This window comes from Phascolarctobacterium faecium, from assembly GCF_003945365.1.
Taxonomy (GTDB): Bacteria; Bacillota; Negativicutes; order Acidaminococcales; family Acidaminococcaceae; genus Phascolarctobacterium; species Phascolarctobacterium faecium.
On the sequence record NZ_AP019004.1, the window covers coordinates 1175327 to 1188220 of the forward strand.

General features: G+C 45.6%; 10 protein-coding genes. All 10 read left to right on the forward strand.

Annotated features, from left to right (window positions below; genetic code table 11):
- Positions 1-5: 5 nt before the first annotated feature.
- On the forward strand, positions 6-671 hold the full coding sequence (locus PFJ30894_RS05725; protein ID WP_021718879.1) for a potassium channel family protein: 666 nt from the start codon (positions 6-8) through the stop codon (positions 669-671).
- Entirely contained in the window at positions 671-1483 is an 813-nt protein-coding gene (locus PFJ30894_RS05730) for a TrmH family RNA methyltransferase (RefSeq protein ID WP_125669245.1), read from the forward strand. Before PFJ30894_RS05725 ends, PFJ30894_RS05730 begins: the two co-directional genes overlap by 1 nt.
- A gap of 279 nt (positions 1484-1762) precedes the next feature.
- Entirely contained in the window at positions 1763-2788 is a 1026-nt protein-coding gene (pheS, locus tag PFJ30894_RS05735; RefSeq protein WP_021718877.1) for a phenylalanine--tRNA ligase subunit alpha, read from the forward strand.
- An 11-nt stretch (positions 2789-2799) separates the two neighbouring features.
- A complete protein-coding gene (pheT, locus tag PFJ30894_RS05740) occupies positions 2800-5232 on the forward strand; it encodes a phenylalanine--tRNA ligase subunit beta (RefSeq protein WP_125669246.1) in 2433 nt (810 codons plus the stop codon).
- A 116-nt stretch (positions 5233-5348) separates the two neighbouring features.
- Positions 5349-6221 carry an amidohydrolase family protein gene (locus PFJ30894_RS05745; RefSeq protein WP_021718875.1) on the forward strand — a complete coding sequence of 291 codons (873 nt, stop codon included), beginning with the start codon at positions 5349-5351 and terminating at the stop codon, positions 6219-6221.
- Positions 6222-6386: 165 nt separating this feature from the next.
- Positions 6387-8375, forward strand: coding sequence for a proton-conducting transporter transmembrane domain-containing protein (locus PFJ30894_RS05750; protein ID WP_231997958.1), 1989 nt, complete (start codon positions 6387-6389; stop codon positions 8373-8375).
- On the forward strand, positions 8376-9260 hold the full coding sequence (locus PFJ30894_RS05755; RefSeq protein ID WP_125669248.1) for a respiratory chain complex I subunit 1 family protein: 885 nt from the start codon (positions 8376-8378) through the stop codon (positions 9258-9260).
- Between the two features lie 8 nt (positions 9261-9268).
- Entirely contained in the window at positions 9269-9901 is a 633-nt protein-coding gene (locus tag PFJ30894_RS05760) for a hydrogenase (RefSeq protein WP_231997959.1), read from the forward strand.
- Positions 9902-9905: 4 nt separating this feature from the next.
- Positions 9906-11393: a proton-conducting transporter transmembrane domain-containing protein gene (locus tag PFJ30894_RS05765; protein ID WP_021718871.1), complete on the forward strand. Its 1488-nt coding sequence runs from the start codon at positions 9906-9908 to the stop codon at positions 11391-11393.
- Positions 11393-12892 (forward strand): hydrogenase large subunit, encoded by a 1500-nt coding sequence (locus tag PFJ30894_RS05770; RefSeq protein WP_125669942.1) that lies wholly within the window; start codon positions 11393-11395, stop codon positions 12890-12892. Before PFJ30894_RS05765 ends, PFJ30894_RS05770 begins: the two co-directional genes overlap by 1 nt.
- Positions 12893-12894: the final 2 nt, after the last annotated feature.

Here is a 12894-nt window from a genome sequence, read left to right on the forward strand (position 1 = left end):
CGATAATGATTAAAAAACAACGTGAAAAACAATATGCTGTTTTCGGGTTAGGGCGTTTTGGTACGAGTGTAGCATTGACACTTAACGAACTTGGTTATCAGGTCATGGGTGTTGATACTGATGAAGATAATGTTCAGCGTCTGGCACATGAGCTGACTCATGTTGTAACGGCAGATTCTTCTGATGAACGTACGCTGCGTTCTTTGGGCGCTCAGAATTTTGATGTGGCAGTCGTGGCGATCGGGGATTTGGAAGCGAATATGCTTACGACCTTACTGCTTAAGGAAATTGGTGTTCCTGTGGTTGTCGTTAAAGCTATCAATCAGGTTCATGGAAAAATGCTCAAAAAAATCGGCGCTGATAAGATCGTTTATTCGGAACGTGATATGGGGCAGCGTGTAGCGCATAACCTTATTTCCAACAGTATCGTCGATTATATCGAACTGTCTGATACCATCAGCTTGATGAGTATCACTGTGCCGCCAAGTCTGGCAGGGAAAAACCTGATCGAATCCAATCTGCGCAGCCGCTATAATGTCAATATCGTGGCGATTAAGCATGGCAGTGAAACTCTGGTCAATCCCGATCCCAAAATGGTACTTAACCTCGGCGATGAAATGATCATTATCGGTGAGCATAGTAATATTAAAGCACTGGAGGAAGTGGTCTGATGAAAGAACTGAGCAGCGTAAGTAATCCAATCGTTAAAGCTGCCGCAGAGCTGAAACAAAAAAAATATCGGACAGAACAGCAGGCTTTTTTAGTGGAGGGAATGCGATCGGTGGAGGAAGCTGTAAACTGTGGTATAGTGAAACAGCTTTTTGTGCTTAAAGGAACTAAAACTGCTTCGGCAAGGCAGGCCGCTATTATAGCAGCGGCTGCGGCAGAAGGAGTTGAATTGTATGAGGTTACCGAACCTGTAATGAAAAAAATTGCCGACACAGAAACGCCGCAGGCTCTGACTGCCGTTGTTGCCAAACAAAGTGCGGCCTTAGAGGAACTGGCTGCAGCCGGTGGTATTGTGCTCGTATTAGACCGCATCGGCGATCCTGGTAATCTGGGAACGATGATTCGTACTGCTGATGCGGCAGGTATCAGCGGCGTAGTACTACTGGCTGGCTGTACTGATATTTTTGCACCGAAAGCAGTACGTTCTACAATGGGATCACTGCTGCATATACCGGTAGCTGAAGGTATATGCGAAGCAGACTTTATCAGCTGGGCACGTAAGAACGGTTATGAAATAACGGTAACTTGCCTGGAAAATGCAGACAGTTTATATCAAACAGATTTACAGGGCCCGGTAGCAGTTGTTGTCGGCAGCGAAGCAGAGGGTGTTTCAGACGGCTTGCTGGAAGCAGCCGTAAAAAAAGTTTTTATCCCGATGGAAGGGCAGGCCGAATCGTTGAATGCTGCTGTGGCAGCTGGAATCGTTATGTTTGAATGTCTGCGGCAACGGCTTGCAGGTAAAGGCAAGTTGTGATAAAATAAGTAACGTTAATTGAATACGCCCCATTTTTTCGACACTATGACCGAGAGAGTACGCCAGACGTGCGACACAGAGAGCGAGGCCACGGCTGCAAGCCTTGCGATACACTAAAGCGGAAGTTCACTCGTGAGTGTTTGCGCTGAAGGCTTTGGTTTGTAGGCGCAACGTCAGTCGCGTTAAGACAGCAGAGTACAAATTAGGGTGGTACCGCGGAAGCATAACTTTCGCCCCTTACCAGGGGCGGGAGTTTTATTTTTTTATAGGAGGAAGAATATGAGAGAAGAATTGCAGGCACTTAAGGAACAAGCGCTGGCAGAGCTGGGAGCAGTAACGACTCCAGACGAACTCAAAGATTTGCGCATCAAATATTTGGGTAAAAAAGGCCCGATGACAGAAATTCTGCGCGGTATGGGCGCACTGCCGGCAGAAGAAAGACCGAAAATCGGACAAATCGTCAACGAAGTAAAAAGCGCCTTGGAAACGGCTATCAATGCCAAAACCGAGGTTTTAGAAGCAGAGTCCTTAAAAGCAAGGCTGGCAAATGAAAAAGTGGACATTACTTTGCCTGGACGCACACAAAACTGCGGGCATCTGCATCCGGTGACACTGACACTGCGCGAGATCAAAAAGATTTTTATGCGGATGGGGTTTGATGTCATGGAAGGCCCTGAGATAGAAAGCGATTATTATAACTTTGAAGCTTTGAACCTGCCACAGGATCATCCGGCACGGGATATGCAGGATACATTTTATATTACTGAAAAATTTTTGCTGCGTACCCAGACTTCACCTGTGCAGGCTCGTACAATGCAGGCCTGTGAGCCTGACACACCGATCAGGATGATCGCCCCTGGAACAGTTTACCGCAACGATTATGATGCTACTCATTCTCCGATGTTTCATCAGGTAGAAGGTTTGGTACTTGGTGAAAATATCAGCCTTGCTGATTTAAAGGGGACGCTGGAAACCTTTTGTAAAGAGATGTTCGGCGGCAGTGTGGAGATACGCTTGCGTCCCAGTTATTTCCCCTTTACGGAACCAAGTGCCGAAGTAGATATTTCCTGCGTTATCTGTGGCGGCAAAGGCTGCCGCGTCTGCAAGAATTCAGGCTGGCTCGAGATTTTGGGTTCAGGTATGGTTCATCCCAATGTGCTGCGGATGAGCGGTTACGATCCGGATAAAATTAATGGTTATGCTTTTGGAATGGGTGTTGAACGCATCGCTATGCTTAAATACGGCATTGACGATCTGCGCTTATTCTTTGAAAATGATTTGCGGTTTATCCGCCAGTTCAAATAAGGAGGAAGATTATGTTAGCATCTATTGACTGGTTAAAAAAATATGTTGATATTAATGTCACTCCTGAAGAGTTGGCTGAAAAACTGACACGCGTAGGTTTGGAAGTTGAAAGTGTGAACTATCTGGGAGCGGGGTTGGAAGGCGTTGTTACCGGCAAAGTAACACAGATTGAGCGGCATCCTAATTCTGATCATTTGTGGATTTGTATGATGGATTACGGCAGCGGTGAGATCGTACAGATTCTGACTGGTGCGCAAAATGTCCATCAAGACGATATCGTACCGGTTGCAGTTGTTGGGTCGCAGCTTCCCAGTGGGATGAAGCTTAAAAAAGCAAAAATGCGCGGACTTGATTCTTTTGGAATGTTGTGCAGCGCTGAAGAGCTGGGCATTGATGCTAAGCTTTTGCTGCCGGAACAGCGCAATGGTATTTTCATCCTGCCGCCGGATACACCGATTGGCGTAGATATAAAAAAGGTTTTGGGACTGGATGACGTGGTGTTGGATATTGACCTGACCGCCAACCGCGGTGATTGTACAAATATCATTGGTCTGGCACGTGAAGCTGCTGCTGTTTTGGGTACGGAATTCAGAATGCCAGATATGAGCGTACAGGAAACTGCCGGCGGCAATGCTGCCGAAATGGCGAAAGTAGATGTGCAGGCGGCGGATCTGTGCAGTCGTTTTGCTGTGCGGATATTGAAAAATATTAAAATCGGTCAGTCGCCGGAGTGGATGCAGAAACATCTGCGTGCCTGCGGTATGCGTCCCATCAGTAATGTTGTCGACGTGACTAACTATGTAATGCTTGAATTAGGGCAACCGATGCATGCCTATGATTATGACAGGGTCAGTGGACATACGCTGATCGTTCGGCGTGCTGCTGAAGGTGAGAAGCTGGTGACGCTGGATAATCAGGAGCGGAGTCTTGATTCCAGCATGATCACTATTGCTGATACTGAACATGCGGTAGGCCTGGGCGGTGTTATGGGTGGTTTGGAAACAGAAGTTACTGCCGATACCGTAAATGTTATGTTAGAGGCCGCTACTTTTAACGGACCTTCGATTCGCCGTACTTCGAAAGCATTGGGATTACGCAGCGAAGCGTCAGGGCGCTTCGAGCGCGGTGTTGATACCGTGCTGACTCATAATGCGCTTAATCGTGCAGCACATTTGCTGGAACAGATGGGTGCCTGCGAGACTGTCTGCGGTATCGTAGAAGCTTATCCGACTGAGGCGCAGCCGGCTGTTGTTAAAGTTAATCCGTCTGCTATCAATACCCGCATTGGTGTAGAGATAGAGACAGGGGAAATGATTTCTATTCTGCAGAAGCTTCAGTTCGAAGTACATGAGGAAGGAGAAGATCTGGTCGTTACAGCGCCCAGCTGGCGTTATGATGTGACCTGTGATGCTGATATCAGTGAAGAGATCGCGCGTATGCATTCGTATGACAAGATTGCCTCACATATGCCTGCTCTGCCTTTGGTACAGGGGCGTCAGGATGTGATTGAGGACGTACTCGATAGTGTGGAGGATTATTTGGCTTCGGTCGGACTGAGTGAGGTTATGACTTACAGTTTTATCCATCCATGTTCTTTTGACAAGCTGGAATTACCTGCAGATGATGAACGCCGTCGGTTTATTGAAGTAATGAATCCTATCAGCGATGAATTCAAAGTTATGCGCACTACTTTAGTACCAAGTATTTTAAGTACAGTTGCTTATAATTTGGCACGTCAAAGTGAAAGTGTCAAAATTTTTGAAGTCGGGCGCACTTATCTGCCGAAAGCGCTGCCTTTGACAGAGTTCCCGGTTGAAAAGCGTGTATTGTGCGCTGCAATGAGCGGTAAACGTAATGTGTTAAACTGGACTGAGGGAAAAGATAATGTAGACTTTTATGATATGAAAGGTGTCGTAGAAGGGCTTTTGAGCAAATTACAGGTCACTGATTACAAGCTGATACTGGCAACACAGCCATATCTGCATCCGGGAAAGAGCTGCGCAATCGAATATCAGGGAGAGCTGATTGGTTATTTCGGTGAAGTGCATCCCACGGTTGCTGCTAACTTTGAACTGAGCAGTGAAACCTATGTTCTGGAGCTGGCAATCGAACCTTTGGTCGCTGCTGCTGTTAAGGTGCCTAAATATAAACATCTGCCTAAATTCCCCGGTACTTCGCGTGATATAGCTGTCGTTGTACCGTTGGAAGTAAGTATGCGCGAGCTTGAAGGCGTGATTCGCGCTAATGCAGGCGAGCTTTTGACTGATGCAAAGGTGTTTGATGTGTATACCGGTAAGCAGGTAGCAGACGGCTGTAAATCCATGGCCTTTAATCTTACTTTCCAGGCCGGTGATCGTACCTTGACTGATACGGAGATAGATACGGTAATTAAAAATGTAGTTGATAAAGTAGGAGAAGAATATAAAGCTAAATTAAGAGCCTGATAAATGATTTTTTAACAGCCCTTTATAAATAAGGGCTGTTTTTTCGTAAATAATAAAACTGCATCGGCTATCGTCAAAGGTGTTATAATGGAATTGTATGAAAGAAGGTGCATTTTATGAAAATCATTGACGCGCATATGCATTATTATGATATAGACAAGTTTTATGAGGTCGCAGAAAATGCAGGACATGAAAATACTGCGGCTTGTTGGCAGCAGATATGCCAAGAGAATAATATTGTTTTTGCTGTGGCGATGGGTAATTCTGAAGATGCGCCCAGTCGTTACGGCGGCAGTACACCGAGACTGATTAATCTAAGTGGTCCTTTTGATGAGAAAAATTATAACCAGCCTCTTTCAATGGGGTATTGTTTAGGCGTCAAAAGTGAAGATATTACACTGGCAAATGCTGAAAAAACAGCTCAGGAATTTGAGCACTATCTGAGTGATCCTCATTGTCTGGGCATAAAGTTTTATCCAGGTTACCGGCCTGTATTTATTTATGATGAACGTCATTATCCGCTGTTTGAATTGGCCCGGCATTATAATGTGCCTGTGGCAGTGCATACAGGCGATACAGCAACGCCTGCTGCTAAACTGCGTTATGCCCACCCGTTGACGGTGGATGAGGTAGCTGCTGATTTCCCGGACGTGCAGTTTGTTATCTGTCACTGCGGAAATCCATGGCTGCTTGACGCAACTGAGGTGGCTACGAAAAATGATAATGTAGCTGTAGATCTGTCCGGTTTACTGGAAGGAATACCGGGGCCGCATTTTTATAGGCAGAATCAGGGTTATTTTGATTATTTGGGTATGTGGCTGCGTTATATGAACCGCTGGGACAAATTGATGTATGGCAGTGATTGGCCGTTAATCAATATTCCTGATTATATAGCGATAATGCGTCAACTGATCCCGGAAGAACATCAGGAAGCATTTTTTTACAGCAATGCTTTGCGGGTTTATAGTCGTATACAGAAAATTTTATAAAATCTACAAAAATCCTATTTGCGTATGCAAATAGGATTTTTTTGTATTAACGTAGATTTTACAAGGGTTTGTTAATATTTATGAGTGCTAAATTATGAAGAATGTGGTATAATATATACGTTTTTTTATGAGCTTTTATGAGTTTTGAATGTGAGGTAGATGGGAATGGAACTTATATATATAACTCTTGCTGTGTATGGTATGGGTGCCGCTACGGCACTGTTTCCTAAAAAAATGGAGATGGCGGCACATTACTGTGCGGTTTTGGCAGCAGTATTTGGCAGCGGAGCTCTGCTGTATCAGTCTGCGGCTTATCTGATGCAGGGAAGTGGGAGCCTGCTGAGCGGCAGCTGGGCATTTTTTACTTTCAATGCTGATCGGTGGAGCGCAGTTTTTTTATTGATTACGGGCTTGGCAGGAACAGTGACGAGCATTTATGCTTGGGGTTATGCTAAAAGCTATCTGGGTAAAAGGCTGAGACTTTTGGGCGGACTCTGGAATGCATTTTTGCTTTCTATGGTGCTGGTTTTACTGGCTGCTGATGTTTTCAGTTTTTTACTGGCTTGGGAGCTGATGGCCGTAGTAAGCTTTCTGCTGGTCAACCACGAAGCTGAAAAAAAAGCTGCACATAATGCAGCGTATCAATATTTGGTTATGACCCATATCGGAACAGCGGCAATCATGATTGCTTTTTTGATGATAGGCAGTCAGGCAGGGTCTTTAGATTTTGCTGTGCTCGGTCAGGGAGTGTTGAGTGATAATGTTCGTAATGCGGCGTTTATCACTGCTTTTGCCGGTTTTGCATTAAAAGCGGGGTTATTGCCGCTGCATGTGTGGCTGCCTAATGCGCATCCTGCTGCACCAAGTCATGTTTCGGCGCTGATGAGCGGCGTTATGCTGAAAATAGCCTTATATGGTTTCGGACGTTTTGTTTTTCAGTTTCTTGGCCCGATGGAATTCTGGTGGGGGGCTTTTGTGCTGGTGGTAGGTCTGCTATCAGCAGTTTTGGGTGCTTTATATGCACAGATGGAAAAAGACATCAAAAGGATCTTAGCATATTCATCTGTAGAAAATATGGGGATTATTTTCGGAGCTTTTGGTTGTGGGATGGTACTTATGACAACGCCACGGCATGACTATGCATTAATTGGTTTTTTGGCCGCTGTTGTACATTCCTTGAACCACTCGGTGATGAAATCACTGTTGTTTATGTCGGCAGGGGCTGTAATGCATGCTACCGATAGTAAGGATATTGAAAAAATGGGTGGCTTGGGTAAATTGATGCCATGGACTGCGGTTTTTACACTGGTAGGTTCGATGGGCTTGTCTGCCCTGCCTCTGACAGGTGGTTTTGTGGGGGAGTGGCTCGCACTGCAGAGTTTTGTTACTTTGGCCGGCAGCAGTGAAGGACAGGGGCTGCGGCTTTTAGGAGCACTGGCTTTTGTTCTGTTCGGTTTAGCAAGTGCTTTAGCAGTTGGTTGCTTTGTGCGTCTTTATGGAGTAGTTTTTTTGGGACGGAATCGAAGCAGGCTCGTAGAACGTGCTCACGAAAGCGATTGGTCGATGCGTTTGGGAATGGGGTTGGCGGCAATATTGGTATTGCTGCTTGGTATTGTCCCGGGGCCGGTAGTCGCTGTGCTGCAAACGGCAGTGCAGAACCAGCAAACTCTTTGGCGCAGTTTTGCAGATATGCAGAAGGTTTGGTGGTTTGGCAGCGGAAGTTATGCAGTTTATGCACCGTTACTGCTATTGATAGTATTGTCGGTTGTTTTACTGGCTGTGGCCCTTATGACCTGCGGCGATAAAAGCTTTGTTCATCGTGAAGTTACTTGGAACTGCGGTACTTATCCTACAGCGCGCCAGCAATATTCAGCTACTGGTTTTTCCAAGCCGCTCCGCCGGGCTTTTGATTTTTTGCTGAAGCCAAAGCGAACGGCAACCTATCTGAAAAAGGGCAATCCGTATTTTGGGCGGCAGCTGGAATATAAATTATCGATCCCGGATCAGTTTACAGAAAAGCTATATGTACCGATTCAGCACTATATGGTCTGGTCTGCTTCTTTTCTGCGTCGTATTCAGCAGGGTAGCGTACGTCTGTATATCAGTTATGTAATGGTGGCTATGCTTTTGGTTTTGATTTGGGGGGCGATGTAAATGGCTATGCATATTTATGATTTGGGCTGGATGCTGGCACAAGTGTTGCTGCTTTTGTGCAGCGCTCCTTTAGTTGCCGGTATCATAAAAAAAGTGAAATCCTTGCTGCAGAATCGTATCGGTTCCAGTATTTTCCAGGAATATTTCGATCTTTATAAATGGTGGCAGAAGCCTACAATACTTACGCCTTATACCAGTCTGGTTTTTATTATTGCGCCGCTGGTATATTTTGCCAGTGTAGTAGTGGCAGCGGCGATGCTGCCTAACTTTTTTGGAATTCAATTCAGTTTTGGAGATGTTTTTGTTTTTATTGGTGTTCTAACGCTGGGGCGCTTTTTTATGACTTTATCGTCTCTGGATACGGCTACGGCGTTTGGCGGCATGGGTGGATCCCGTGAAATTTATATTTCTGTTTTAGCAGAACCTGTAATTTTGCTGGCTGTACTGGTGAATGCGCTGCGCAGTGGCAGCACAACTTTAGCGGGAATGGCGCTTGATTTTCAGGCGGTTTATTTAAGCGTAGCCAGCGTGCTGACATGTATTGCTTTCTTTTGCCTGCTGCTGGCTGAGAATGGAAGAATTCCTGTCGATAATCCTGATACGCATTTGGAACTGACAATGATTCACGAGTGTATGCTCCTTGAATATTCCGGACGGTTGCTGGCAGTGATCCATTTGGCAAGCATGCTGAAAATATTAGTATTTTTGGTCTTGTTTGCGTTGTTGTATCTGCCGCTTTCACTGCCGTTGGCAGTGAAAGTGCTCTTGGCAGCGACAGCGGTAAGTGTTATGGAAACTCTGAAGAATAAAATGCGTCTGTTCAAAGTTCGCGTATATCTGGCCGCAGCCGGTATTTTACTGCTGCTGGCAATTGTAGCGCAGTAAGGAGGGGTATGATGAATTTTTTGGTAATCGTCTTATTGTTCGTTGTCTTTTTGCAGACCCGTATTATGGACCTGCGCCGGGCAATCATCTGCCTTAGTGTTCAATCGGCTGTTATTGCTCTTGCCTGCTTTATTTCCGGTATTGCGCATGGCGAGGGTATTCATATTTATGCTCCGGGATTGCTGACAATTATCGTAAAAGTCCTTTTAGTGCCTTATGCAATGCTGCGGCTTGTCAGTAAGCTGGCTGATGAGCGTGAGCTCATTTCAGAGATCAATGTTAATTATTCAACTTCCGCAAGTGCAGTTTTTCTGGTTCTGAGTTATCTTATTGTTGATAAAATGCTGCCCGGAGTGGAAGGTCGCGATATTCTGGCGCTTTCCATCGTAATGATTTTGACTGGTCTGACGTTGATCGTTATGCGCAGCCGAGCTATTATGCAGATGGTAGGCTTGATAACAATGGAAAATGGTATTTACCTTTTAGGGATGGCGATGACGGAAGGTCTGCCTCTGGTTATAGAAATGGGTATCTTTTTGGACGTGCTGATTGCTGTCATGGTACTGGTAATACTGACTAACCGGCTGCGTTTGTCGTTTATGACGACAGATACCAATGTGTTGAGAAAGCTGAAGGGGTGACGGGATGCTGGAGCTGATTTATATAATTTTTGCTTTGCCGGTGGTTTGTGCGGCTTTAGCTATCAGCGGCGTTTTAGGCAGCGGCAGTTTGCTGCACTGGCTTAATCGCTTGACTGCTGCTGCTGTAGGCGTTGCAGTTATTCTTTTAGCACAGAGTTTTACGCCAACACAGCCTTTTAACAGTGAATATGTTTATCTGGACGCGCTTAATGTCTGGGTAATACTGATCATTACAGCTTTATATGTAGCGGCAGCATGGGTTTCCAAGTCATATCTGCTGCGCGAGCACAGCCGTGGCTATCTTAGCCGTACGCCTGGTTTGATTGGCCGTTATTATGCTTTGTTCCAGATGTTTGTTTGGACTATGTTTCTGGTACTGATGGTAAAAAATCTGGGATTGATGTGGGTCGCTATCGAGGCGACAACGTTGGTGTCTGCTTTTCTGGTATCATTTAAATTTACCCGCAGTGCTCTGGAAGCGACCTGGAAATATGTGATGGTTTGTACTGTTGGTATTTGTCTGGCACTTTTGGGAACAATGATCCTGTATTATGCGCAGATTTCGGCACTTGGGGCTGAAAAGGCTTTGAGCTGGCTGTGGCTGACCGAACATGCAGAACTTCTTAACCCGTCGCTGACAAAGCTGGCTTTTTTATTTATTTTTATTGGTTATGGTACTAAAATCGGTATGGCTCCGATGCATACATGGCTGCCTGATGCTTATTCAGAAGCTCCGTCTCTGACCAGCGGCCTTTTATCCGGAGCTTTATGTACCTGCGCTATTTATGTATTGCTGCGTAACATAGTAGTTGTGATACCGACTGTAGGTGTAGAATTTATCAGTACGCTGTGCCTGGCATTTGCGGCACTGACCATTGCTGTAGCTGTACCGTTTGTAGTAGTGCAGCGCGACATCAAGCGTATGCTGGCTTATTCCTCAATGGAAAATATAGGTCTGATGATAGCGGGTATCGGTGTTTTCAGTCAGCTTTCTATTGGCGCGACCTTAGTGCATATGTTTAATCATGCACTGATCAAATTTGTATTGTTCTATATAGCTGGTACTATAGTGCAGGAATATCAGACTAAAAATATGATGCGTATTCATGGAATGATCGGTGATGTACCTCATACTGCGACGTTTTGGCTTCTGGGTATTATTGGAATTTTAGGTATGCCGCCGTTGGGTTTGTTTTTTAGTAAATTTTATATTTTATACAGTTTGTTTTTAAGCGGGCACTATCTGTTGGGTATAGTGATCATTGTTCTGCTTGCCGGGATACTGATCGGTATTTTGTACCATGCCTTACGAATGCTGTGTGATAAAGCTAAACGAAAGCCTGTCGGAGACTTGCTTGAGCATGCGGATACGCCGTTTCTGGCAGCGCTGCTTTTAGGCAGCGTCATCATAGGTGCCGGAATCGGTGAAATACCTTATTTGGAAAAACTGCTGGCTCAGGCGGTACGGATAGTAGGAGGCGGTCAATTTTGATGAAGGTTAAACCAGAAGGCCTGCGGGGGGCTGCTAATATTTGTTCACGCGGTGGCAGGCATCCGCTGACAGCAATGTTCGGGGCCGATGAAACCAGCTTCGGCGGCGGGTATGCTGTTTACTGTCTGTTTGAAAATAAAGAAAAGCATGATATAGATATCTTAAAGGCTGAATTTGATGCAGGCAGTGATCTTCATTATCCAGCATTAACACCTGTTTTACCGGCTGCTGCCTGGTATGAACGTGAACTGCATGATATGTTCGGGTTTATACCGGATGATCATCCGGATCTGCGGCCGTTGGTTTTGCATGAAACTTATCCTGAAGATTTTCATCCGCTGCGCAAATGTGTTGATATTGATGCTGATGTGCGTGGAGAGCGAAAGTATGAAATGGCTGTTTCGCACGGCGATGGGCTGTTCGAAGTACCTGTCGGTCCTATTCATGCAGGTATTATTGAACCGGGGCATTTTCGATTCAGCCAGGCCGGTGAAGCTATTCTGCAGTTAGATGCCAAGTTGTTTTTTACTCATCGGGGAATCGAAAAAGCAGTAGAAGGTAAAACTCCAGAGGAAGCACTGCTGATTGTAGAACGGATTTGCGGTGCCTGTTCTGTGGCCAATACCTTGTCGTATTGTCAGGCACTGGAAAAGCTGTCCGGTCAGAATGTACCCAGACGAGCCTGGCTTATCCGTACAATAGCTGCAGAGTTGGAACGTCTTTATAATCACATCGGCGATACAGGTAATATGTGTGCCGGAGTCGGATTTGCGCCTGTTATCAGTATGGGCAGCCGCTTGAAGGAAATACTGCTGCGCTGTAATGAGGCGATAGCCGGCAATCGTTTTCTGCGTGGCCTGATAGTTCCGGGCGGTGTAAAATATGATTTAACTGAGTCTTTATGCACTGAACTAACAGTTGCTTTAACTAAAGTTGAAAATGAATACAACGATATTGTGCAGATCATTGCCGAGCAGGACGGATTTTTGAATCGTGCTAAAACTACTGGTATTATCAGTAAAAATGTAGCGCTTGACCTGGCGCTGGTCGGAGTTGGAGCCAGAGCTTCGGGTGTGGACTGTGATTGCCGCAGGGATCTGCCATATGGTTTATATGCCGAATTGCCTTTTAATGTAATTACGAAAACCGACGGCGATGTCTATGCCAGGCTGCAGGTACGGATGGGTGAGGTTGCCGAATCGATCACTTTGATTAGAAAAGCATTGAAGCTGTTGCAGCAAGACGATTCGCAGCTGCATTGCGGTGAACTGGCGTATAAAATTCTGACTGGCAGCTGGGGGATCAGCGAATCAGCACGTGGCAGTAATCTGCATTGGCTGATGCTGGATGCAGACGGATGTATCGAAAGATTATTTATCCGTTCAGCTTCCTATCCTAACTGGCCGGCGCTTACCATAGCTGTGCAGGGAGATATTATTCCGGATTTTCCGCTGATCAATAAAAGCTTTGAATTATGCTATGCCTGTCTGGATCGTTAGGG